Consider the following 22,935-nt stretch of genomic DNA (forward strand, 5'->3'; position numbering starts at 1 on the left):
CCGTTGCCGTTGCCGTTGCCGTTGCCGTTGCGGGGGCCGGGTCGTTGGGCAGCCGGACGGCCCCGGCGCGCGGGGTCGCGTACCGGACTCGCGAGGGGCGTACGGCATGAGCAGGACCGGGGACGGCGTGAAGACGGTGCACCTCACCGCCGAGGTGTACGGGTACCTGGTGGCGCAGGCCGAACCGCCGAGCCCCGTCCAGGAGCGGCTGATCGCGCGCACGAGCGAGCTCGGCGGACCGGCGCAGATGCAGATCCCGCACGAGCAGGGCGTCTTCCTCACGCTGCTGGCGAAGACGGCCGGCGCCCGCCGGATCGTCGAGGTCGGCACCTTCACCGGCTACTCCACCCTGGCCCTCGCCGCCGGACTGGCCGCCGGCGGGCGGGTCCTGACCTGCGACGTCTCCGAGGAGTGGACGGCGATCGCGCAGGATGCGTGGAAGGCGGCCGGGGTCGACGACCGGATCGACCTCGCGATCGCCCCGGCGCTGGAGACGCTCCGAGCGCTCCCGCAGGACCCGGTGATCGACCTGGCCTTCCTGGACGCCGACAAGCCCGGCTACCGCGCCTACTGGGACGAGCTCGTGCCGCGCCTGCGGCCGGGCGGGCTGCTTCTCGCCGACAACGTCCTGTACGGGGGAGAGGCGGTGCGCGCTGATGCCCGCGGGAACGGCCTGGCCATCCGGGAGTTCAACGCGCACGTGCGGGCCGACCGCCGGATGGAGTCGGTGATGCTCCCGATCGCGGACGGCCTCACGCTCGCGCGCAAGCACTGAGGCATCCTGGGGCGACAACCGCACTCCGAGGAGCCCCAGTTGCCCGAGACGCACGCGCACAGCCACCCGCACAGCCACCCGCACAGCCACCCGCACCTGCGCCACGTCACCTTCGAACGACTGCACAACTTCCGTGACCTGGGCGGTTACCGCTCCGCCGACGGCCGTACCGTCGCCTGGGGGGCGCTCTACCGGGCGGACTCCCTCGGCAAGCTCGCGGGCGGCGACTGGGACCGCTTCCTCGGCCTCGGCATACGGACCGTCATCGATCTGCGTTACCCGTGGGAGATCGAGGCCAAGGGCCGCGTCCCGGAGCCCGGGCGGTTCACGTACGCCAACCTCAGCATCGAGCACCGCCCGTACGACCAGGCCGCGATCGACCCCGGCGTCGACCCCTGGCGGTACCTGGCCGACCGGTTCGCCGAGGTGGCCGAGGACGGCGTCGAGGAGATCCGCCGGGCCATCGAGCTCATCGCCGCCGGTCCCGGCCCGGCGGTCTTCCACTGCACCTCCGGCAAGGACCGCACCGGTCTGATCGCGGCATTCGTCCTGACCCTCCTCGATGTGTCCGAGGAGGAGATCCTGGCCGATTTCGCGCTCACCGAGCTGGCCACGGCCCGCCTGAAGGCCGACTGGCACACCGCCAACCCGGGCCGCACCATGCGCTGGCCCGCGTACGGCCGGGCCCCGGCGACGGTCATGTCCCTCGTCCTCGCCGACCTGACCACGCGCTATGGCTCCGCCGCCGGCTACCTCGCCGACCGGGTGGGGATCACGCCCGGGACGGCGGACCGGCTGCGGGAGCGCCTGCTGCGCTGATCATGGCCGGAATGTGACGAGAGTGAACCGGGCGTGCACTCTTGTCAGTTGAGGCGGGTATCCCAACAATGCGCATGACAACCGGAGGATCTTCGGTTGCATCGTCATACAAGAGGGGAACCCCCACATGCCCCACATGCCCCACATGAACAGGCCTCTTGCGGGCGCCGCGCTCTCGCTGTTCCTGATAGGAGCGGCGGCGGCCCCGGCCGTGGCGTCCGCACCCCAGGACAAAGCCGCCCCGGCCGTCGCCGTGAACTATGCGGGCACCGTCGCGCTCAGCAACTGCTCCGGTTCCGTCGTCCGCGCCCCCGGCTCCCAGCCGACCGACCCCGCGCTCGTCCTCTCAAACGGGCACTGCCTGGAGACCGGCTTCCCCGGGCCCGGCGAGGTCGTCACGGACCAGGCGTCCAGCCGCTCGTTCTCGCTGCTCAGCGCATCGGGCTCGCGCGTCGCGACGCTGCGCGCGAGCAAGGTCGCGTACGCGACGATGACCGACACGGACATCTCGATCTACCAGCTGACCAAGACGTACGCGCAGATCCAGAGCCAGTACGGCATCAGCGCACTCACGCTCAACGACGCGCACCCGGTGCAGGGCACCGCGATCAAGGTCGTGTCGGGGTACTGGAAGCGTACGTACAGCTGCAACGTCGACGGGTTCGCGTACCGCCTCAAGGAGGGCGAGTGGACCTGGAAGGACTCGGTCCGCTACACCTCGTCCTGCAACACCATCGGCGGCACTTCGGGCTCCCCGGTGATCGACACGACGACGGGCAAGGTCGTCGCCGTCAACAACACGGGCAATGAGGACGGCCAGCGCTGCACGGACAACAACCCGTGCGAGGTGGACGAGACCGGAAAGGTCACCGTCCGCCAGGGCATCAACTACGCGCAGGAGACGTACATCATCGTCCCCTGCATCGGCGCGGGCAACAAGATCGACCTGAACCGCCCGGGCTGCACCCTGCCGAAGCCGTAGCACGAGGCCTGAACGGCACGGGCCGCCCGCTCGACGGGGCGGGCGGCCACGGCGGGTCGCAGGTGCGCGCTCTCCCACCCTGTGCCAGCGTTGACCGGTGCGATCCGCTCACGATGCCCTGACCCCGCTCCTGCACAGCGACATCCCGTACCTGGAGAAGGCGCTGCGCACCATCGTGGTGTACGTGCTGATCCTGGTGCTGCTCCGGCTGGTCGGCAAGCGCCAGCTCGCGCAGCTGAGCACCTTCGACCTGGTGGTCATGCTGCTGCTGGCCAACGTCGTGCAGAACGCGGTGATCGGCCCGGACAACTCGGTCGCCGGCGCGGCCTTCGGGGCCGCCGTGCTGCTCGCGGTGAACGCGCTGATGGACCGCCTGGCCGCCCGCTACGAATGGCTGGGCCGCCTCCTGGAGGGCACCCCGACCACCCTCGCCCGCGACGGCCAGTGGCTCACCCCGGTGATCCGCCGCAACGGCCTGCGGGTCGCCGACCTGGACGCGGCGGTCCGCCACCAGGGCGGCGACGACGTCACGGAAACCACGGAGGTCACCCTCGAACCGAGCGGCACCCTGGTGGTCCAGCTGGCGGAACCGCAACAGTCGGCGGACAAGCAGGACGTCGCCGCCCTCCAGGCCACCCTGGCCACCCTCACCCGAAGACTCGACGCCCTGACCGCCAAACTCCCCTGACGAGCCCACGGGTCTTCCAGGACCGCGGTCGGCCGCCGCCTGCCTGCTCCGCTTCAGCGGAAGAGTCCCATGACGCTGTCGTCGAAGCCGGCGAACTCCCGGGCTGCCGCCTCGGACAACGGCCCGTCCGCGCCGGCTACAGCCAGTCGCGCTTTGTGAAGATGACGTACAGGCTGACGCAGACCACTGCCATCAGGAGGATGGCGAAGGGGTAGCCGTAGTGCCAGCGCAGTCGGGCATGCTGGCGAAGTTCATGCCGTAGATCGTGCCCACCAGGGTGGGCGCGAAGAGGATGGCCGCCCACGACGAGATCTTCTTGAAGTCGTCACCCTCAAGCCACTGACCTGCGGAAATCGCCCGAACGGACGGTCCGGCCTGCGACGATCGGCCTTTCCGGCTCTTTCGCTGTGCTGCCCGTTTATGCGGCCGATCCTCCCCAGCCGCTCCCCAACACGGCTTCATTCTCCCCGGATTCTCCCCAGTCGCGGCTGCCTCTGAAGACGGATCGCCGCTGGTCGGGACCGCGATCCCTGGCGTGACCGGCTACGCGACGTAGTGGCAGCGAGGCAGGAGCAGGTGGCCGCCGTTCGCCTGGCGGTACCTGGTGGCTAGGCCCGCCTCTGGCCGGAAAAAGAACCGGCCCTCGGCGTCCGGACGAGACTGGCGGAAGACGATCACCAGGATGAACAGGAGGCGAGGGTCCCGATGAATCCGTACGCGTACGTGCCCGCCGACGATCCGCTCTTCGGCGCGGTCAGGATCGAACTCGACCACGAGGCCGGGACACTGGTCGTGAGCGGGGACGGTCTGCCGCCGGTCGAGATCCGGCGGGCCCCGCACACCGTGCCGGAGAGCCACGTGCCGATCGGGACGCGCGACCCCGAGCACCTCACTCTGCTCGTCGACGGTGCAGAGGAGACCCTGCGGCCGTCCAAGGGATTCCTGACCCGGCGCTCGTACCGGGTCGAGGTCGTCTCAGGGGCGCGGGAGTGCAGCTATCTTCTGGTTCCGGACACCCTCGGTACCAGCAGGCTGCTGCGGGACGAGCGGCTGCTCGGCGTCTTCACATCGAGCGGCGAGGGGCGCGTGTCGGCCGACTGGGAGGCGGCGGGCGAGTCCGAGCGTGCCAGGGACCCGTACGACACGTCCGTGGGGTACGGGCTCGCTGCGGCATTCGGCACCGGTGCCGAACCGATGTGGCAGCTCACTCTGAACGCCGCGCTCGACCTGTGGCCGTGAGAGAACCTCAGTCCTCCGCCGGGGGCAGCAGGTGGGAGCAGGTCGAGCGTGCTACGAACGCGATGCCGTCGTAGTCCTCGGCGGGGATGAGCGGGGCGGTGTTCAAGCGGTAGAGGAAGCGTTGGACGTTGGCGCCGAAGCTGCGCTGCGCGTGCGGGGCGTGCAGCCAGGGCTCGGCGTCGGCGGAGGAACCCGCGGCGCGGAGGTCCGCGTAGTAGTCGCCGGGTACGGCGTGCGTGAGTCTGGCCTCCAGGGAGCGGAGGCCGGTGCCGATGCGGTGGCGCGCCGGCGGCCGCTGAAGGTCGTTGCCACGGCGGGCGAGGAAGGAGCCCTTGCCGAAGAGGAGGGCCAGCGCGTAGTAGGCGTTGCCGTACCGTTCGCGCAGACGGCTGCCGAGGGCCGGCACTCCTTCCCCGTACGTGCCCTTCGCGATGTGCCCGTTGTGCGCCCAGACCATGACGCGCGCCTCGGGATCGTCGTCCACGAGCCGTGCGACGGCCTCGGCCATGTAACGGTCCCGCGCGGCTAACACGCCCTCCTCGCCGACCGAGGCGGCGAAGGGCCGGGTCACCAGGTCGGCGGCGCGGACCAGGATCCGCGCGTGTTCCAGAGCCTCGTCGGCGTCGTCGCGGGTATCCGACCGCCCGGCGTGGTCCGCGACGAGGCTGGCGATCTCCTCGGCGCGCCGCAACAGGGCCTTGTCCGGGTCCGGAAGCGAGCCCGGGCGGGCCCGGGCCAGTACGTCCAGGGCGCCCATGCGCCCGGCCTGATCGGGCGCCGTCCGGCGCAGAAACGCGGCGACGGCCTCAACCGAGTCGGTGCAGAGCTGGGGGTCCGTTCCCACGAAGCGGACCCGGCGCTCTTCGGGCAGGTCGTGGTTGTGGGCGCGCAGCCACTCGACGAGGTCGACCATCTCTCGGGTGCGCCAGGTCCAGAAACCCAGCCGGGCGACGAGCCGTTCGGGGGCGCCCGTGCCGTACCGGACGTACGCGTCGAGCGCGCGGGCGGCGGACTGGCTGGCCTCCATGGCGAGGGTGGTGAACCCCTCCTCACGGACCAGGAACTCCACGATGCGGTGCTTCAGCCGGAAGAACTCGCCCGTGCCGTGGCTGGATTCCCCCAGCCCGACGATCCGTGTCCCCCGCAGTGCCTCGCCCAGGGGTTTCAGGTCCTCCACCGGCGCGCCGGGGGTCAGGGTGCTCAACGGGTTGGCGTGCTCGTTCAGCCATCGGGCGATGTCGTCGGGCACCGTCCTGCCTCTCTTCACCGCGTGCGGGAGGACGGCACGCGGTCGTGCCCCGGCCTCTCTCACCCGTTCATGGGTCGGTTCGTCGCTTCCCGGCAGGCCGCGAGGATCTCCTGGAGGTCCCGTACGGCGTCCGGTCGGCCATGCTCGGAATACACGCCCGCGACGTTGACGACAAGGGAGGGTTTGACCCTGCTGCGCTGCCCCCTGGTCTTGCTGGTCATCCGAGAAGCATTGCAGGCCCAGCTGAGAAGCCGTACGGCTTCCCAGCGCGAAGCTCAGGCGAACGGAGGGCGTGGGGGAGCAGGTGGGAGGAGTGCGGCTCACTCCCTGGTGCCACGCATTCTCCCCAGATTCTCCCCACGGGGCCTCTGGGCGTGATCCGAGATTCGCTTGCACTAAGTCGATCAAGTTCGTGCGGTGGATCGCTACAGCCAGTCGCGCTTCTTGAAGATGATGTACAGGCTGACGCAGACCACTGCCATCAGGAGGATGGCGAAGGGGTAGCCGTAGTGCCAGCGCAGTTCGGGCATGCTGGCGAAGTTCATGCCGTAGATCGTGCCCACCAGGGTGGGCGCGAAGAGGATGGCGGCCCAGCTGGAGATTTTTTTGATCTCCTCGTTCTGTTCGAAGCCGGCTTCGGCCAGGGCTCGCATTTCGGCGTTCTGTTGTTGCGAGACCAGGGTCGCGTTGACCGTCAGGATCTCCGTCAGGGCCTGGCGGAAGCCGTCCACGCGTTCGCTGGTGTGGGTGACGTGGTCGGCGACGTCGCGGAGGTAGCGCTGGAGTTCCTCGTCCGTGCCGTACTTCGCGAAGCCGGCCATCAGGGCGTGGAGCATGCCGACCAGGGGGCGGGTGGCGCGCTGGAACTCGACCATTTCGCGGGAGAGTTCGTAGATGCGGCGGGAGACCTCCGGGTCGCCGCGGAAGACCTCCGTCTCGATCTCGTCCATGTCGTTCTGGACTCCCTCGACGACCGGGGCGTACCCGTCGACCACCGCGTCGAGGATCGCGTACAGGGCGGCCTCCGGGCCCAGGGAGAGGAGCTCCGGGGATTCCTCCATGCGGCGGCGGACCGCGGAGAGGTCCGGGGCGGCGCCGTGGCGGACCGTGATCAGGAAGTCCGGGCCGACGAAGACGTGCAGCTCGCCGAACTCGACCTCCTCCGGGGCGTCGAGGTAGCGCGCCGCGCGCAGGACGACGAAGAGGGTCTCGCCGTAGCGCTCCAGCTTGGGGCGCTGGTGGGCTTCGAGGGCGTCCTCCACGGCGAGCTCGTGGAGGTTGAACTCGGCGGCGAGGGAGCGGAGCTCCGGCCCGGTGGGGCGGTGCAGGCCGATCCAGGCCATGCCGTCGGGCTGTTCGCGCAGCCGGCGGAAGGTCTCGGCGAGGGTGGCGGGGGAGGCGATGCGCCGGCCGTCGCGGTAGACGGCCGAGTCGATCACGCTGCGGTGGTCCGGGGCTGCGGCCGGAGCCGGCGCCGGCCGGGGGCCGGCCGGTGGTGCGGCGGGCGGTGTGGCGGACGGGGGCGTGGGCCGGCGCCATCCCGGGCGCTTCCCGGACGGTGAGGGGCGGCGGTCTCGGCGCTCCGGCATCGCAGGTCAGCTCCCGGTCGAATGTGGAAGGACGAGTTGCGGACAGGGGGTGTCCGCAACCGGGGATAGCGTGCTGTCATGGCCTCCAGGACGACGCACGACGATCCCGTACTCGGTACCCGTTCCCTCAACCGTGCCACGCTCGCCCGCCAGCTGCTCCTGAGCCGCGCCGCGATGTCCGCAGAGGACGCCGTCGCGCACCTGCTCGGACTCCAGGCGCAGAACGTGAAACCGCCCTACTTCCAGCTGCACGCCCGGCTCGCCGGGTTCCGGCCCGCCGAGCTCGCGGAACTGATGGAGTCCCGGCGGGTGGTCCGGATGGTCACCATGCGGTCCACCATCCACACCCATACCGCGCAGGACGCGCTGACCTTGCGCCCGCTGGTGCAGGGGGCCCGGGACCGGGAGGTCGGCCACTTCCGCAGGGGCCTCGTCGGGGTGGACCTGGAGCGGCTGGGCGAGCTCGCCCGCGCCTTCGTCGAGGCCGGCCCCCGCACCATGGGCGAGATCCGGGAGGAGCTGCTGGCGTACTGGCCGGACGCCGATCCGCAGGCCCTGTCCGTCGCCGCGCGCTGCCGGCTGCCGCTCGTGCAGGTCACGCCGCGGGGGGTCTGGGGGCGCAGCGGGCAGGTACGGCTCACGACGCTGGAGAAGTGGCTCGGCCCGGCCGCCGCCCCACAGGAGCAGGAGCAGGAGCAGGCGCAGGGGCAGGAGCGGGAGCGGGAGCAGGCGCAAGCGCAGGCGCAGGCCCTCGACGACGCCGTCCTGCGCTACCTCGGCGCCTTCGGTCCCGCCTCCGTCAAGGACATGCAGGTCTGGGCCGGGCTGACCCGGCTGGGGGAGGCCTTCGCGCGGCTGCGCCCGCGGTTGGCCGTCTTCCGCGACGAGAACGGCGTCGAGCTCTTCGACCTGCCCGACGCGCCCCGGCCCGACCCCGGCACGCCGGCCCCGCCCCGCTTCCTCCCGGAGTTCGACAACCTGCTGCTCTCGCACGCCGACCGCACCCGGGTGATCGCCCCCGAGGCCAAAGGGCGCTCCTGGACGGGAAACCAGGCCCACTGCACCCTCCTCGTGGACGGTTTCCTCGGCGGGCTGTGGCGGCTGGCGGAGGGGACGCTCACCGTCGAGCTGTTCGACGAGCCGTCGAAGTCGCAGAGGGACGAGATCGTCGCCGAGGGGGAGCGGTTGATCGCCGGCATGGGGGAGCCGGGCGCCCGCGGCCGCGTGCGCTTCGGGTCAATCCGAGGCTGACGCCGCTCTGGTGGCCCGTACGGCGGGCACGGCACGATGCCTTCCATGACGCACAACTTCGCCGAGAGCGCCACCGCCGAGTTCCTGGCCGTACGCGATTTCCTGCTCGAACGCCGCGGGGACTACGAAGCCGCCCACGCCGGATTCACCTGGCCGCGGCCCGAGCGCTTCAACTGGGCCCTCGACTGGTTCGACCACATCGCCGCCGGGAACGCCGCCGACGCCCTGCGCATCGTCGAGGAGGACGGCACCAGCCGGTCCGTCTCCTTCGCCGAGCTGTCCGTGCGGTCGGACTCCGCCGCCAACTGGCTGCGCGACCAGGGGGTCGCGGCAGGCGACCGTGTCCTGGTCATGCTCGGCAACCAGCGCGAGCTGTGGGAGGTCATGCTCGGCGCGATGAAGCTGCGCGCCGTCGTCATCCCCGCCACCCCGCTGCTCGGCCCGGCCGACCTGCGTGACCGCATCGAACGCGGCCGCGTACGGCACGTCGTCGTGCGCGCCGGGGACACCGGCAAGTTCGACGAGGTTCCCGGCGCCTACACCCGGATCGCCGCCGGAACCGACGTCCCCACCGGATGGCGGCGGCTGGAGGACATGTACGCGGCCGACGCCCACTTCACGCCCGACGGCGAGACCCTGGCCAGCGACCCGCTGATGCTGTACTTCACCTCCGGGACCACCGCGCACCCCAAGCTCGTCGAGCACACGCACGCCTCGTACCCCATCGGGCACCTCTCCACCATGTACTGGATCGGGCTGCGCCCGGGCGACGTGCACCTGAACATCGCCTCGCCCGGCTGGGCCAAGCACGCCTGGTCCAACCTCTTCGCCCCGTGGAACGCCGGCGCCACCGTGTTCGTCCACAACTACACCCGCTTCGACGCCGAGCGGCTGATGGCGGAGATGGACCGGCACGGCGTGACCACCTTCTGCGCCCCGCCCACCGTGTGGCGGATGCTGATCCAGTCCGACCTCACCAAGCTCCGCACGCCCCCGCGCGAGGCGGTCGCCGCGGGCGAGCCGCTCAATCCGGAGGTCATCGAGAAGGTCCGCGAGGCCTGGGGCGTCACCATCCGCGACGGCTTCGGCCAGACCGAGACCACCCTCCAGATCGGCAACTTCCCGGGGGCTCCCGTCAAGCCCGGCTCGATGGGGCGCCCGGCGCCCGGGTACGAGATCGTGCTGATCGACCCCGTCACCGGCAAGGAGTCCCCCGACGAGGGCGAGCTCTGCGTCGACCTGCGGCCGCGGCCCGCCGGCGTGATGACCGGCTACCGGGACGACCCCGAGCGCACCGCCGAGGCCATGGCGGACGGGCTCTACCGCACCGGCGACATCGCCTCCCGCGACGAGGCCGGGTACCTCACCTACGTCGGGCGTTCGGACGACGTCTTCAAGGCCTCCGACTACAAGATCAGCCCGTTCGAGCTGGAGAGCGCGCTGCTGGAGCACGAGGCCGTCGCCGAGGCCGCCGTCGTCCCGGCGCCCGACCCGCTGCGGCTGGCCGTGCCGAAGGCGTACATCGCGCTCGCCGCCGGGTGGGAGCCCGGGCCGGAGACCGCCCGGGTGTTGTTCGCGCACTCCCGCGCGGTGCTCGCCCCGTACAAGCGGATCCGCCGCATCGAGTTCGCGGAGCTGCCGAAGACCGTGTCCGGCAAGATCCGCCGGGTGGAGCTGCGGGAGCTCACCGCGGCCGGTTCGGGGGCGGAGTACGACGAGGCCGAGCTCGGCTGACGGACGGCATCCGGCCATGGGCCGGATGACGTCCGTCGCGCCGCCCCGCGCCGCAACCGCCCCGCACCGCAAGGGCCGGGGCGGGCGGTCCGAGCGTCGGCCCGGGTGCCGCCCGCATCCGGGTCTGCCGCAAGGGCGGCCCGGCACGGTTCCGCGCGGGGGCCCGGCGTGGTGCTGCGCGGGCGGCCCGGCGTGGGGCCGCGGCCCGGTGTGGTGGCGCGGCCCGGGGTGGTGCCGCGCGGGGGCCCGGCCCGTACGGTGCGGTCGCGCGCTTCCTCGTACGGGTCGCCCCGAGTGCCGTTACGACGGGCCGCCCCGCGTGCCGTTACGCCGGGAGCTGAGCCTCGATCGCGGCGACGAGCTCGGCGGACTCGGGCTCGACGGTCGGCCGGAAGCGCGCCACGACCTCGCCGGCGGGGGAGATCAGGAACTTCTCGAAGTTCCACTGGATGTCGCCGCCCGCCTCGCCGTCGGCGTACGCGGTCTTCACCAGCTCCTGGTAGAGCGGGTGCCGGTTCTCGCCGTTGACCTCGGTCTTCTCCAGCATCGGGAAGGTCACGCCGAAGCCGGTCGCACAGAAGGTCGCGATGTCGTCGGCGGTGCCGGGCTCCTGCCCGCCGAACTGGTTGCAGGGCACGCCGATGACGGTGAAGCCCTTGTCCTCGTACGTGAACTGCAGCCGGGCCAGTCCCGAGTACTGCGGGGTGAGACCGCACTGCGAGGCGGTGTTCACCAGCAGGATCGCCTTGCCCTTGTGGGCCGCCAGGCTGGTCGGCTCGTCGGACAGGGTGGTCAGCGGGATGTCGTACAGGCTCATCGGGCGCTCCTCGGCAGGAAAAGGGCAGACAGCAGACCGCAACCCACGTGTGCGGACGTTTGTTCCGAGCCTACGTTCCGGCCCGCGCCGCCCCCTACGCCCCCGCCCCCACCAGCGCCTCCGCCGGGTCGTTGACCGGCTGCGGCACGCCGGTGAGGTCCATGACGAACAGCGGTATCCCGAGGTCGTCCGCGCGGGAGCGGGCCTCCTGGGTGTAACCGGCCAGCGCGAAGTAGACGCTGGTCGCGGAGGCCGTCAGGCCGTTCAGCCAGACGCACTCCACGGCCCGCAGCCCGGCCGGGGCGGTCGTCGGGTCCACTTGTGCCACCAGCCCGGGGGCCCTCAGGTCCACGGCCGTCGAGGGGATCGGCCGCGCATCGGGCTGCCGGACGTCCCGGAAGCCGAGCCACCGCAGGTACAGGGCGGCCGTGGACACCGCGTCGCGGGCGGTACGGATGGTCATCGGACGGAACGCGGGCCGAGCCACGGGCCCTGACGAAGCCCCCGCCGAAGCCGATCCGCCGGGCCCCCGAGGCCCCCCGGGTCCCCCAGGCCCCTGAAGTCCCCCATGCCCCGCAGACCCCGCTGGCCCCGCCGAACCCGACGGACCCCCCGGACCCGTGGGCCCCGCCGGCCCCGCCGCTCCGGACCCGCCGCCGTCCTCCGCTCCCGCAGGTCCCCGTACGGCCGGCGTCGGCCCCGGCCCCGCACCCCGTACACCGGGACGCCGAAGCAGTCCCTCCGGCTGCGGTGCCCCGGTTCCCGGCTCCGGCTCCAGCGGGTGCACCGCGATCCGCGCCACCGTCCCGCAGGAGGCGCAGCCCAGCTCGGGGTGCGGCCACTCGCTCACCCGTGCGCAGGCCGCGCACCGCACCGCCACCCACGCGTCCGACCAGGTGCGGTGCGTCAGCGGCAGGGGCGGCGACTCCAGGTCCAGGGGCGGGGTGACCGGGCTCCCGCAGGCACAGGGGAAGACCGGGGCCGCGTAGTCGTTCTCGCGCAGGCACGCCGGGCAGCGCACCGGTACCGCGTCCGCCATGAGTGTCGGCCCCCTCCGTCGCCGTGCGTACGTCCATGCTCCACCACCTGCCACCGGCGGGGCGGGCGCGCCCCCGATTTTCCGCCGGTTGCCGACGGAGTCCCGGTCTTTCGTACAAGTCGCTTGCGTGAGACGCGGCTTTTGGTGTGTTCCGGGGTGCTCATGCTCCTTGACGTGCCGGGACGCGCCACTTAGCTTGTTCCGTATAGCAGAACAAAACTTCCGGATTGCGGAAACGCCCTGGAAACCGGAACAGTCTGACCGCCAGACCCGCAGGAGAACTCGATGCCTCGTATGACAGCCGCCGCCGCTGCAGTGGAGATCCTCAAGCGCGAGGGTGTGTCGCAAGCGTTCGGCGTGCCCGGCGCTGCGATCAACCCGTTCTACCGCGAGCTCAAGAACGTGGGTGGCGTCAGCCACACGCTCGCCCGCCACGTCGAGGGTGCGTCGCACATGGCCGAGGGTTACACCCGTGCCCAGGCGGGCAACATCGGCGTCTGCATCGGTACCTCGGGCCCGGCCGGCACCGACATGATCACCGGCCTGTACTCCGCGATCGCGGACTCGATCCCGATCCTGTGCATCACGGGTCAGGCTCCGGTCTCGAAGCTCCACAAGGAGGACTTCCAGGCCGTCGACATCGCCACGATCGCCAAGCCCGTCACCAAGGCCGCCACGACGGTCCTGGAGGCGGCCCAGGTTCCCGGCGTCTTCCAGCAGGCCTTCCACCTGATGCGCTCCGGCCGTCCGGGCCCGGTCCTGATCGACCTCCCGATCGACGTCCAGCTGACCGAGATCGAGTTCGACCCCGAGACGTACGAGCCGCTGCCGGTCTACAAGCCGTCCGCGACCCGCGCCCAGGCCGAGAAGGCCCTGAGCTTCCTGCTGGAGTCCGAGCACCCGCTGATCGTCGCCGGTGGCGGCATCATCAACGCCGACGCCTCCGACCTGCTGGTCGAGTTCGCCGAGCTGACCAACGTCCCCGTCATCTCCACCCTGATGGGCTGGGGCATCATCCCGGACGACCACGAGCTGGCGGCCGGCATGGTCGGCGTCCAGACCGCGCACCGCTACGGCAACGCGACGTTCCTGGAGTCGGACTTCGTGCTCGGCATCGGCAACCGCTGGGCCAACCGCCACACCGGCTACAACCTGGACGCGTACCGGGGCGACCGCAAGTTCGTCCACGTCGACATCGAGCCCACCCAGCTCGGCAAGATCTTCGCCCCGGACTACGGCATCGCCTCCGACGCCAAGGCCGCGCTGGAGCTCTTCGTCGCCATCGCCAAGGAGTGGAAGGCCGAGGGCAGGCTGCCCGACTTCTCCGCCTGGGCCGCGTCCGCGCAGGACCGCAAGGCGACCCTGCAGCGCCGTACGCACTTCGAGAACATCCCCATGAAGCCGCAGCGCGTCTACGAGGAGATGAACAAGGCGTTCGGCCCGGAGACCCGCTACGTCACCACCATCGGCCTGTCGCAGATCGCGGCCGCGCAGTTCCTGCACGTCTACAAGCCGCGTCACTGGGTCAACTGCGGCCAGGCCGGCCCGCTCGGCTGGACCATCCCGGCCGCCATCGGCGCCGCCACCGCACAGCCCGAGACCCCGGTCGTCGCCCTCTCGGGCGACTACGACTTCCAGTTCATGATCGAGGAGCTGGCGGTCGCCGCCCAGCACAAGATCCCCTACGTCCACGTCCTGGTGAACAACGCCTACCTCGGCCTGATCCGTCAGGCGCAGGGCGGCCTGGGCATCAACTTCGAGGTCAACCTCGAATTCGAGAACATCAACACCCCGGAGATCGGCGTCTACGGCGTCGACCACGTCAAGGTCGCCGAGGGCCTGGGCGTCAAGGCGATCCGCGTCACCGACCCGGAGAAGCTCGGCGAGGCCTTCGAGCAGGCCAAGAAGCTGGCCCAGGAGTTCCAGGTCCCGGTCGTCGTCGAGGCCATCCTGGAGCGCATCACCAACATCTCGATGAGCAAGACGGTCGACATGAGCGACGTCACCGAGTTCGAGGAGCTCGCGACCGAGCCGGGCCACGCCCCGACCGCGATCCGCCCGCTGGCGGTCTGACCGCCGAGCCGGTACCCGCGGCTGTACGTCACGGCCCCCGGCCCTCCACGAGGAGGGCCGGGGGCCGTTCCCGTTCCCGTCCCTGCGGGGCGAGGCCGCCGATCAGCACCTCGATGCCGAGGGCGAGCCGGGCGGCGGCGGGGACGGCCGTCAACTCGGCGGTGCCGGCAGCCAGATGCGGATACCGGCCGGGGACCAGCCCGGCGAGGCGCTCCTCGATGGAGACCTGGGCGTGGCGGCTGTCCAGCACGTTCTGGAGGGCGTCCGGCCCGTCGCCGGAGGGCGGGTGCTGGCCACGGGCCGGGGTTGTGGCCGTGTGCGCGACGGAGACCTCGTACGTGACCGCGTCGATGTGAAAGACGATCAGATCGCAGCCCCAGGACGCGCGTTGCGGTTCGACCCCACCGGCCAGCAGGAGGCCGAGGATCCGGTCGAAGAGGCCGAGCCAGGCGGGAGAGGCCGGGATGGCGCCGAGTGAGACGCGGCCGATGCCGTGGTGGGCGTTGAGGGCATGCGCCACGTCGGTGACCAGGGCGGCCAGCGGGTCGCGCCAGTCCCCGGGGGCACGGCGGGCTGCGAGGGCATGCACCGGCGGCCCTCGCCGCTCATGACGCCGTGCCTGCCGGCCAACCGGGGCTACACCAGCGGCATCCTGGTCGCGGTCGCCTTCTTCGCCTCGTTCACCGGCCTGATGACGGTGCTGTCCCTCTGCCTCCAGGGCCCGCTCGGCCTCTCGCCCCAGGGCGCCGGGTACGCGATCGCCCCCAGGGCCCTGGGCATCGCCGCCGCCGCGGGCCCAGCGGGTGCACTCGCCCGGCGCCGTGGCCGGGTGGTGATCCAGTGCGGGACCGTCCTCACCGTACTGGGGCCGGGGCTGCTCGCCGCCTGCGCCGGGGGCGTGACGGACGGCTGGCGGCTGGTCCCCGGTACCTTCGCCACCGGGCTCGGCATGGGCCTGGTCATCCCGCCGCTGTTCGACGTGATCCTGGCGGGCGTGGCCGAACCGGAGGTGGGCTCGGCCTCCGGCGTCCTCAACGCCGTGCAGCAGCTGGCCAACGCGGTCGGGGTGGCCCTGCTGGTCACGGTCTGGTCGGCCTTCACGGACCACGGCCGCACACCCGCGGCGGCGCTGACCCCGTCCGTACGGGTTCCCCGCCGGGCCCGGGCGTGAGGGCGACGGTCCGCTCGGCATACTGCTGATATGGACAGATCAACGGCTGTGTGGCGCAACACGACGCACGACTGGGCGCGTTCCGTGGACGTCGACCACCTGGCCCGCATCCGTGAGGACCGGGCCGCCATCGCCCCCGGCGGCCTTCTCCACCTGCTGCTCGAAGTGATGGCCTACGCGGCCGACGAGGCCGGTTGTGTGGGCGGGGGACGGTGCACGGTCACGCTGTACACGGATGGCTCGGTGTCCGTCGCCGACGAAGGCCGGGGCACCGACACCCGCTTCGACGACCACGGCCGGCCGGTGAAGAAGCCGGTGATGGCGACGAAGGACCTCCGGTTCTTCGACCACCCCGACGCGCAGCTCCTGCCCGACGGCCACCCGCGGCGCGGCATGTCCGTCGTCGCGGCGCTCAGCGCATGGCTCGTGCACACCAACCGGCGCGCGGGCGGGGCGTGGGTGCAGCGGTACGAACACGGGGTTCCCGTGACCGGTCTGACACCGGTGGCCGACGACGGCACGACGGGTACGACCGTCCACTTCAGCCCCGCCGGGCCGCTGCCCCCACAGGGCCCCACCCCCGGCGAACTGGCCGCACTCGCCGCGGCCTGGCCGCACCTGGCCGTCGGGATCGACGACCGGCGCGCCCGCTGACGCCCAGGGCCCGGCCCCGAACCCGACCCCAGGGCCCGACTCCAGGGCCCGGCCCCGGGGCCCGCGTCAGGCGGCCGTCAGGGCCCGGCCGTCTGGTCCCGACGCCGTCTGGTCCCGACCCCCGAAGCCAAAGCGCCGAGTCACGGGACCGTCCGTGACTCGGCGCTTTGAGTGTGACCGCCCGACGGAGCGAGGCTGGCGCGACAGGACGTTCGCACCGCCGGGCGGAGTCTTTCCGTGGCTGCCGGTGGGGACCGGCGGCCGGGAGGAACCTCCTCCGTACGAGGGGGACCCTGTGCGTGGCCCCCTCGTACGGAGGAGAGGAGAGGAGTGGCTGGGACCGCGACGGGCGGTGACGAGTGCTCCGGCGTCGTCTCCCTCAGGTCAAGAGACGGGCCTCGGCACCCATGACCACCGCACTGGCTCACACGCCCGTCGCGGTCCTCGTCCTGCCCTCGCCGCGTACCACCCCTCATCCGGGTCCGCGGTTCGGGCTCGGCACCCGGGACCTGACCTCCCGCCAGGTCCCCGGTGCAGCTTGCGGGCTCAGGCGTCGCGCAGGGCGCGGACGGCCTCCTCGACGCGCTTGCCGTAGTCGGCGTCCGCGGCGTGGAAGTGAGCCAGGTTCTTCTCGATGACGTCCTCCAGGGTGACCTGAGACAGGCCGCCGGCGATGTTCGCCACCAGACGCTGCTTCTCGGCCTCCGACATCAGGCGGTAGAGCTCACCGGCCTGGAAGAAGTCGTCGTCCTTGGTGTGGGCCGGGGCCTCGTGGGTGCCCGTGTAGCCGGAGACGGCCTTCGGGGCGCCGAGCGCGAGACCGGTCTCGGCCGGGCCCTGGTACGAGTTGGGCTCGTAGTTCTTGTCGTGGCGCGAGCCGTTGCGCAGCGCCATGACACCGTCGCGGCCGTAGTTGTCGGCCTTCGTCGCCTTCGGGGCGTTGACCGGCAGCTGGGTGTGGTTCACACCGAGGCGGTAGCGCTGGGCGTCGGCGTACGCGAACAGGCGGCCCTGGAGCATCTTGTCCGGCGAGGCGGTGATGCCCGGGACGAAGTTGTTCGGGGAGAAGGCGGACTGCTCGACCTCGGCGAAGACGTTGTCCGGGTTGCGGTCGAGGACCAGGCGGCCCACGCGCTGCAGCGGGTAGTCGCTGTGCGGCCACACCTTGGTGAGGTCGAACGGGTTGAAACGGTAGTCCGCGGCCTCGGCGGCCGGCATGATCTGGACGTAGAGGGTCCAGCTCGGGTTCACGCCGCGCTCGATCGCCTGGAGCAGGTCGGTCTGGTGCGAGTTGGCGTCCTTGCCGACGAGCTCGGCGGCCTGCTCGCCCGACAGGCAGCGGATGCCCTGGTTCGTCTTGAAGTGGTACTTGACGAAGAAGGCCTCGCCCTGGGCGTTGGTCCACTGGTAGGTGTGGGAGCCGTAGCCGTTCATGTGGCGGTAGGACGCCGGTATGCCGCGGTCGCCCATCAGCCAGGTGATCTGGTGCGTCGCCTCGGGGGCGTGCGCCCAGAAGTCCCAGACGTTGTCCGGCTCCTGCTTGCCCGTGAAGGGGTCGCGCTTCTGGGAGTGGATGAAGTCGGGGAACTTGATCGGGTCCTTGATGAAGAACACCGGGGTGTTGTTGCCGACGAGGTCGTAGTTGCCCTCTTCGGTGTAGAACTTCAGGGCGAAGCCGCGCGGGTCGCGGACCGCGTCCGCGCCGCCGAGCGAGTCGGCGACGGTGGAGAACCGCAGGAAGGTCTCGGTCTTCTTGCCGACCGTGTTCAGGAACGCGGCGCTGGTGTACGCGGTGACGTCGTCCGTCACCTCGAAGTAGCCGTACGCGGCCGAGCCGCGGGCGTGCACCACGCGCTCCGGGATGCGCTCCCGGTTGAAGCGGGCAAGCTTCTCCAGCAGCTGCTGGTCCTGGACCAGCAGAGGGCCACCGACGCCGGCGGTGGCGGAGTTCTGGTTGTCGGCGACCGGGGCGCCGGACTCGGTCGTCAGCGTGCGCTTCGACATGGTGACCTTCCGTACGGGAACCTGCTGACGGAAAGCGTCTTCCGTCATGCGGAACAGCCTAATTTCAGGCTGAACGCAGCGTCAACAGTTTGTTGAACAAAGATGAGGAGAGGTGATCCGGACGGTGCCGGCGCTTGGGCGCGACAGGACAGGTGTCAGCACCGGCACCATCCGGAAACTCAGGCCCCCGTGAGGGGGAGGGACGGCCCGCGGAGCGGGCCGCGCCGGCGGGGCCGGTCTCAGACCTGGGCGCCGGAGAGGCGCTCGACCGCGCGCAGCAGGGCGGAGTGGTCCAGCCCGCCGTCACCCTGGGCGCGCAGGGAGGCGACCAGCTGGGCGACGACCGCGCCGACCGGGAGCGCCGCACCGACGTTGCGGGCCGCGTCGGTGACGATGCCCATGTCCTTGTGGTGCAGGTCGATCCGGAAACCGGGCTTGAAGTCGCGGTTGAGGAAGTTGTCCTTCTTGCGGGTCAGGACCGTGGAGCCGGCCAGACCGCCGTTGAGGACGTCGAGGGCGGCATTGAGATCCACGCCGGACTTCTCCAGGAAGACCACGGCCTCGGCGCACGCCTGGATGTTCACCGCGACGATGAGCTGGTTGGCGGCCTTCACCGTCTGGCCGGAGCCGTGCGGGCCGCACAGCACGATGACCTTGCCGAGCGCCTCGAGGATCGGCAGGGCCGCGTCGAAGTCGGCCTGCTCGCCGCCCACCATGATCGACAGGACGGCCTCGATGGCGCCGGCCTCGCCGCCGGACACGGGGGCGTCGATGACGCGGATGCCCTTCTCGGCTGCGTTCTTCGCGAGGTCGACCGAGGTCTGCGGGGTGATCGACGACATGTCGATGATCAGCGCACCGGACTTCGCGTTCTCGAGGATGCCCTCGGGACCGTAGTTGATGGCCTCGACCTGCGGGGACGCGGGCACCATCGTGATGATGACGTCGGCGTCCTTGACGGCCTCGGCGATCGAGCCGGCGGCGGTGCCGCCCGCGGCGGCCAGGCGGTCGAGCTTGTCCTGCTCCAGCGTGAAGCCGGTGACCGAGTAGCCGGCCTTCAGGAGGTTCTCGGCCATGGGGGAGCCCATGATTCCGAGGCCGATCCAGGCGATGTTGGGGAGGGTGCTCATGATGAGGGTCCTTCTCTTAATGCTTCGTACGAAAAGTGCGAGGGGTGCCTGGCTGATCGCCCGGACTTCGTCCGCCTACCGGGCGGCGCGGGCCCCGGCCGGCAGCCACGCGAAGGAGGCGGCCGCGTCGGCGGCCTTGTACTCCAGCCCCACGTAGCCCTCGTATCCGGCCTTCTTCAGCTGGTCGAGCAGCTCTTCGAGGGGCAGCTCGCCGGTGCCGGGGGCACCGCGTCCGGGCTTGTCCGCGATCTGGACGTGCCCGGTCTTGGCGGCGTACTTTTCGATGACCTCGGAGAGGTCCTCATCGTTCATCGCCAGGTGGTACAGGTCGAGGAGGAACTTGGCGTTCCCGAGGCCGGTGGCCTCGTTCACCTTGTCCACCACCTCGATGCCGGCCGGGGCGCTCACCAATGGGTAGAGCGGCGACTCGGGCTTGTTGAGGGTCTCGATCAGCAGGATCGCGCCGACGCGGTCGGCGGCCCGGGCCGCCACGACCAGGTTCTCCAGGGCGAGCTCGTCCTGGACGGCCGGGTCCACGCCCTCGACGCGGTTGCCGTAAAGGGCGTTCAGCGCCTTGCAGCCCACCGAGGCGGCGAAGTCCGCGGCCACGTCGATGTTGGCCTTGAAGCGGTCCGACTCCTCACCGGGTACCGAGACCGCACCGCGGTCCGGGCCCGGCAGCTGTCCGGCGTAGAAGTTCAGGCCCACCAGCTGGGTGCCGGCGTCCTCAAGAGCCTTCTTGAGGGCGTCGAGCTCCTCCTGAGCGGGGGTGGGGGTCTCGATCCAGGGCCACCACAGCTCGACCGCGGTGAAGCCCGCCGCGGCGGCGGCCGCGGGACGCTCCAGGAGCGGGAGTTCCGTGAAGAGGATCGAAAGGTTCACATCGAAGCGCTGGTCCGTGTATCCCATGAGGGGTGTGCGCTCCTTCCGTATTGCGGAAGTTAGTTTCTGCTTGATGGAAGACTGCAAGCAGGGCGCCGCACTTGTCAAGCCCGGACTGCCGAAAAAGAGTGACCGGGAGGTAGCTTGACCAGCGTGCGATTGAGAGTGGAGTTCACGACCGAGCCCTTCGATCTCGAAGAGGCCCCTGCCCATGCCGTGGCCGCTCGCGAGGTCATCCAGAAGGCCCAGCTGGACGCGGTGGACGTCGGTCCGTTCGGCAACACCGCCGAGGGTGAGGCCGACGCGGTGCTGACCGCGGTGACCGCGCTGCTGCGCGACTCGCTGGAGTCCGGCGCCACGCGCGTCTCGCTCCAGGTCAACGTGATCGGGGAGGACACCCCATGAGCGAGCCCCGCGACCACCCGTTCGTCACCGCGGTCAAGCCGCTGGTCGACGCGATGGGCGGCGAACTGATGGATCCGGCCCTGGCGCAGCCCGACGACGTCGTGCTCAGCTGGGAGGGCGAGGACCTGCTGGCCGTCCGGCTGCCCCAGCTGTCCGACTCGCTGGACCACATCCTGGCGGCGCTGGAACGCCGTCACGGCGTACCGTTGTCGCAGCTCGACCGGAAGTCCAAGCAGGACGTCGTGCGGATACTGGAGGCGCGGGGCGCCTTCTCCGTACGGCACGGTGTGGAGACGGTCGCGAGCGCTCTGGGCGTAAGCCGTTTCACGGTCTACAACTACCTGAACAGGGAAAACCCCAATAAAACCAACCAAGCGTGAAGCACCCTGACCCACAGTGACGAGCCGCCGCCCCATTCATCCGGGCGGCGGCTTTTGTGTACGGGAAGTTTCAACAAAGTGTTGACGCCGTGTTGTCGAGGGCGTTAGCTATGCGCAGCCCGTCAAAGCAACAACAGGCCACGGAGGCCTACCGTGACTTCGAGTCCGACCCCGGGTCTCACCCGGTTCAACGCCTTGGACGACAGTGCGGCCACGGCCGAGCTGCACGAGGTGTGCGCCAGTTCGGCATGGGGGAGCAAGCTGCTCGCCCAGCGCCCCTTCGCCGGCGCCGACGCCCTGTTCAGCGCGAACGAGGCCGCCATGGCCGAGCTCACCGCCGAGGACCTGGCCGAGGCGATGGCAGGCCACGCGCCGATCGGCCGGCCGAAGCCGGGAGACCCGACCTCCGCGCGCGAGCAGCGCGGCATGGCCGGCGCCTCGGAGGAGCTCAGGAACGAGCTCCTCGAACTGAACCTGGCGTACCAGGAGAAGTTCGGCCACGTCTTCCTCATCTGCGCCACCGGTGCGACCGGTGAGTTCATGCGGGACGCGGTCAAGGTCCGGATCGACAATTCGCCGGAGCAGGAACGGGAGATCGCCCGCGGCGAGCTCGTCAAGATCAACCGGATCCGCCTGACCCGTCTCGTCGAACTCGTAGGAGAAGGAGAGTGAGCATGAGCGCTGAGACCGCGGCATCGCCGAGGAATTCGGTGTCCACGCACATCCTGGACACCAGCATCGGACGCCCCGCCGAGGGCGTCGCCGTCTCCCTGTCGGCCCGTACGGGGCTCGACGGGGAGTGGGCGGCCCTGGGCGGCTCCGCCACCGATGCGGACGGGCGCTGCAAGGACCTGCCGGCGCTGCCGGAGGGAACCACCCACGTACGTCTCGACTTCGAGACCGAGACGTACTTCGCCAAGAAGCAAGCCGAGGCGCAGCAGGACGCCCCCCGCGTAAGGGACAGCGGTGCGTTCTTCCCCGAGGTCACCATCACGTTTGCGGTGAACCCGGGCGAGCACTACCACGTACCGCTGCTGCTCAACCCGTTCGGCTACTCCGTTTACCGAGGGAGCTAGCATGGCCACGATTCTGGGCCAGAACCAGTACGGCAAGGCAGAGAACCGCGTCGTCAAGATCACGCGGGACGGCGACACGCACCACATCAAGGACCTGAACGTCTCCGTCGCCCTCTCCGGCGACATGGACGACGTCCACTACTCCGGCTCGAACGCCAACGTCCTGCCGACGGACACCACCAAGAACACGGTGTACGCGTTCGCCAAGGAGTACGGCATCGAGTCGGCCGAGCAGTTCGGCATCCACCTGGCGCGCTGGTTCGTGAACAGCCAGGAGCCGATCCAGCGCGCGCGCATCCGGATCGAGGAGTACGCCTGGGACCGGATCGCCACCTCGGACGCCAACTCCAAGTTCATCGGCTCCGACGAGGTCAACCACTCCTTCGTCCGCAAGGGCATGGAGACCCGCGTCACCCAGATCACGTACGACGGGCAGAACTGGGAGGTCATCTCCGGCCTCAAGGACCTGATCGTCATGAACTCCACGAACTCCGAGTTCTGGGGTTACGTGAAGGACAAGTACACGACCCTCCAGGAGGCGTACGACCGCATCCTGGCCACCCAGGTGTCGGGTCGCTGGCGCTTCAACTGGACCGACGACGAGCAGCGGATGCCCAACTGGGAGAAGTCCTACGCCGAGACCAAGAAGCACATGCTCCAGGCCTTCGCGGAGACCTACTCCCTCTCGCTGCAGCAGACGCTGTACCAGATGGGTTCGCGCATCATCAACCACCGTTCGGAGATCGACGAGGTCCGATTCTCGCTCCCGAACAAGCACCACTTCCTCGTCGACCTGGAGCCCTTCGGCCTCAAGAACGACAACGAGGTCTACTTCGCCGCGGACCGCCCGTACGGTCTGATCGAGGCCACGATCCTGCGGGACGGCGCCGACGCGCGCATCCCGGTGGACATGACCAACCTCTGACGTGGCACGCGCGTCCCGGGGCACCGCAGTTGCCCCGGGACCGCAGCGCGCGA

At 70.6% G+C, this 22,935-nt stretch carries 24 protein-coding genes and 1 pseudogene; 15 read left to right on the forward strand and 10 right to left on the reverse strand.

From position 1 onward, the window contains the following. The first annotated feature begins 106 nt into the window (after positions 1 to 106). The 4 genes from ACIPK4_RS31905 to ACIPK4_RS31920 all read left to right on the forward strand — a co-directional run bounded on the left by ACIPK4_RS31905 (position 107) and on the right by ACIPK4_RS31920 (position 3,264). Positions 107 to 775, forward strand: coding sequence for an O-methyltransferase (locus ACIPK4_RS31905; protein WP_402319157.1), 669 nt, complete (start codon positions 107 to 109; stop codon positions 773 to 775). A 39-nt stretch (positions 776 to 814) separates the two neighbouring features. Next, positions 815 to 1,594 (forward strand): tyrosine-protein phosphatase, encoded by a 780-nt coding sequence (locus ACIPK4_RS31910; protein ID WP_402319160.1) that lies wholly within the window; start codon positions 815 to 817, stop codon positions 1,592 to 1,594. 145 nt (positions 1,595 to 1,739) lie between these two features. Further along, entirely contained in the window at positions 1,740 to 2,576 is an 837-nt protein-coding gene (locus ACIPK4_RS31915; protein WP_402319162.1) for a serine protease, read from the forward strand. A gap of 97 nt (positions 2,577 to 2,673) precedes the next feature. Continuing rightward, positions 2,674 to 3,264, forward strand: coding sequence for a DUF421 domain-containing protein (locus tag ACIPK4_RS31920; protein ID WP_402319165.1), 591 nt, complete (start codon positions 2,674 to 2,676; stop codon positions 3,262 to 3,264). 136 nt (positions 3,265 to 3,400) lie between these two features. On the opposite strand, the pseudogene ACIPK4_RS31925 reads toward ACIPK4_RS31920, so the two are convergent. Continuing rightward, positions 3,401 to 3,585 (reverse strand): annotated as a pseudogene (locus tag ACIPK4_RS31925) (CorA family divalent cation transporter); the annotation flags it as partial. A 384-nt stretch (positions 3,586 to 3,969) separates the two neighbouring features. Between ACIPK4_RS31925 and ACIPK4_RS31930 the strand changes: the two are divergent. Next, positions 3,970 to 4,503, forward strand: a complete 534-nt coding sequence (locus tag ACIPK4_RS31930) for a hypothetical protein (RefSeq protein ID WP_402319168.1) — start codon at positions 3,970 to 3,972, stop codon at positions 4,501 to 4,503. Between the two features lie 7 nt (positions 4,504 to 4,510). Here the strand turns inward: ACIPK4_RS31930 and ACIPK4_RS31935 are convergent, their stop codons facing one another. The 3 genes from ACIPK4_RS31935 to ACIPK4_RS31945 all read right to left on the reverse strand — a co-directional run bounded on the left by ACIPK4_RS31935 (position 4,511) and on the right by ACIPK4_RS31945 (position 7,341). After that, positions 4,511 to 5,752 carry an erythromycin esterase family protein gene (locus tag ACIPK4_RS31935; protein ID WP_402319171.1) on the reverse strand — a complete coding sequence of 414 codons (1,242 nt, stop codon included), beginning with the start codon at positions 5,750 to 5,752 and terminating at the stop codon, positions 4,511 to 4,513. Between the two features lie 59 nt (positions 5,753 to 5,811). After that, a complete protein-coding gene (locus ACIPK4_RS31940; RefSeq protein ID WP_402319174.1) occupies positions 5,812 to 5,973 on the reverse strand; it encodes a hypothetical protein in 162 nt (53 codons plus the stop codon). 204 nt (positions 5,974 to 6,177) lie between these two features. Continuing rightward, positions 6,178 to 7,341, reverse strand: coding sequence for a magnesium and cobalt transport protein CorA (locus ACIPK4_RS31945; RefSeq protein WP_054226587.1), 1,164 nt, complete (start codon positions 7,339 to 7,341; stop codon positions 6,178 to 6,180). A 78-nt stretch (positions 7,342 to 7,419) separates the two neighbouring features. On the opposite strand from ACIPK4_RS31945, the gene ACIPK4_RS31950 reads away from it, so the two are divergent. After that, positions 7,420 to 8,592 carry a winged helix DNA-binding domain-containing protein gene (locus tag ACIPK4_RS31950; protein ID WP_402319177.1) on the forward strand — a complete coding sequence of 391 codons (1,173 nt, stop codon included), beginning with the start codon at positions 7,420 to 7,422 and terminating at the stop codon, positions 8,590 to 8,592. 45 nt (positions 8,593 to 8,637) lie between these two features. Then, a complete protein-coding gene (locus tag ACIPK4_RS31955; RefSeq protein WP_402319180.1) occupies positions 8,638 to 10,326 on the forward strand; it encodes an AMP-binding protein in 1,689 nt (562 codons plus the stop codon). 325 nt (positions 10,327 to 10,651) lie between these two features. Here the strand turns inward: ACIPK4_RS31955 and ACIPK4_RS31960 are convergent, their stop codons facing one another. Both ACIPK4_RS31960 and ACIPK4_RS31965 read right to left on the reverse strand, forming a co-directional pair. After that, positions 10,652 to 11,143, reverse strand: coding sequence for a glutathione peroxidase (locus tag ACIPK4_RS31960; RefSeq protein WP_402319183.1), 492 nt, complete (start codon positions 11,141 to 11,143; stop codon positions 10,652 to 10,654). A 94-nt stretch (positions 11,144 to 11,237) separates the two neighbouring features. Then, positions 11,238 to 12,023, reverse strand: coding sequence for a hypothetical protein (locus ACIPK4_RS31965; RefSeq protein WP_402319397.1), 786 nt, complete (start codon positions 12,021 to 12,023; stop codon positions 11,238 to 11,240). Positions 12,024 to 12,467: 444 nt separating this feature from the next. Between ACIPK4_RS31965 and gcl the strand changes: the two genes are divergently transcribed. Then, complete coding sequence (gene gcl / locus ACIPK4_RS31970; protein WP_402319186.1) at positions 12,468 to 14,255, forward strand: glyoxylate carboligase; 1,788 nt, start codon at positions 12,468 to 12,470, stop codon at positions 14,253 to 14,255. Between the two features lie 28 nt (positions 14,256 to 14,283). Here gcl and ACIPK4_RS31975 read toward each other — a convergent pair whose 3' ends face one another. After that, a complete protein-coding gene (locus tag ACIPK4_RS31975; protein WP_402319189.1) occupies positions 14,284 to 14,844 on the reverse strand; it encodes a TetR/AcrR family transcriptional regulator C-terminal domain-containing protein in 561 nt (186 codons plus the stop codon). Between the two features lie 18 nt (positions 14,845 to 14,862). Between ACIPK4_RS31975 and ACIPK4_RS31980 the strand changes: the two genes are divergently transcribed. Continuing rightward, positions 14,863 to 15,426, forward strand: a complete 564-nt coding sequence (locus ACIPK4_RS31980) for an MFS transporter (RefSeq protein ID WP_402319192.1) — start codon at positions 14,863 to 14,865, stop codon at positions 15,424 to 15,426. A 30-nt stretch (positions 15,427 to 15,456) separates the two neighbouring features. Further along, a complete protein-coding gene (locus ACIPK4_RS31985; RefSeq protein WP_402319195.1) occupies positions 15,457 to 16,080 on the forward strand; it encodes an ATP-binding protein in 624 nt (207 codons plus the stop codon). A gap of 546 nt (positions 16,081 to 16,626) precedes the next feature. On the opposite strand, the gene ACIPK4_RS31990 is transcribed toward ACIPK4_RS31985, so the two are convergent. The 3 genes from ACIPK4_RS31990 to ACIPK4_RS32000 form a co-directional block, all read right to left on the reverse strand. Beyond that, positions 16,627 to 18,084, reverse strand: coding sequence for a catalase (locus tag ACIPK4_RS31990; RefSeq protein ID WP_376204556.1), 1,458 nt, complete (start codon positions 18,082 to 18,084; stop codon positions 16,627 to 16,629). Between the two features lie 239 nt (positions 18,085 to 18,323). Continuing rightward, the gene (locus tag ACIPK4_RS31995) at positions 18,324 to 19,214 is read right to left on the reverse strand and encodes a 2-hydroxy-3-oxopropionate reductase (protein ID WP_376204555.1); all 891 of its coding nucleotides are present in this window, start codon (positions 19,212 to 19,214) and stop codon (positions 18,324 to 18,326) included. 75 nt (positions 19,215 to 19,289) lie between these two features. Continuing rightward, positions 19,290 to 20,123: a TIM barrel protein gene (locus ACIPK4_RS32000; protein ID WP_402319198.1), complete on the reverse strand. Its 834-nt coding sequence runs from the start codon at positions 20,121 to 20,123 to the stop codon at positions 19,290 to 19,292. A gap of 126 nt (positions 20,124 to 20,249) precedes the next feature. Between ACIPK4_RS32000 and ACIPK4_RS32005 the strand changes: the two genes are divergently transcribed. From ACIPK4_RS32005 to pucL, 5 genes are all read left to right on the forward strand, one after another. Further along, positions 20,250 to 20,501, forward strand: a complete 252-nt coding sequence (locus ACIPK4_RS32005) for a thiamine-binding protein (RefSeq protein ID WP_385192322.1) — start codon at positions 20,250 to 20,252, stop codon at positions 20,499 to 20,501. After that, the gene (locus tag ACIPK4_RS32010) at positions 20,498 to 20,881 is read left to right on the forward strand and encodes a helix-turn-helix domain-containing protein (RefSeq protein WP_402319201.1); all 384 of its coding nucleotides are present in this window, start codon (positions 20,498 to 20,500) and stop codon (positions 20,879 to 20,881) included. The genes ACIPK4_RS32005 and ACIPK4_RS32010 overlap by 4 nt, the downstream gene beginning before the upstream one ends. Before the next feature lie 153 nt (positions 20,882 to 21,034). Next, the gene (gene uraD, locus ACIPK4_RS32015) at positions 21,035 to 21,553 is read left to right on the forward strand and encodes a 2-oxo-4-hydroxy-4-carboxy-5-ureidoimidazoline decarboxylase (protein WP_402319204.1); all 519 of its coding nucleotides are present in this window, start codon (positions 21,035 to 21,037) and stop codon (positions 21,551 to 21,553) included. 2 nt (positions 21,554 to 21,555) lie between these two features. Continuing rightward, positions 21,556 to 21,957: a hydroxyisourate hydrolase gene (gene uraH / locus ACIPK4_RS32020; protein WP_402319207.1), complete on the forward strand. Its 402-nt coding sequence runs from the start codon at positions 21,556 to 21,558 to the stop codon at positions 21,955 to 21,957. A 1-nt stretch (position 21,958) separates the two neighbouring features. After that, positions 21,959 to 22,882 (forward strand): factor-independent urate hydroxylase, encoded by a 924-nt coding sequence (gene pucL, locus ACIPK4_RS32025; RefSeq protein WP_054226574.1) that lies wholly within the window; start codon positions 21,959 to 21,961, stop codon positions 22,880 to 22,882. The last annotated feature ends 53 nt before the right edge of the window (positions 22,883 to 22,935 follow it).

Source organism: Streptomyces sp. NPDC086989 (genome assembly GCF_044745505.1).
In the GTDB taxonomy this organism is placed as follows: Bacteria; Actinomycetota; Actinomycetes; order Streptomycetales; family Streptomycetaceae; genus Streptomyces.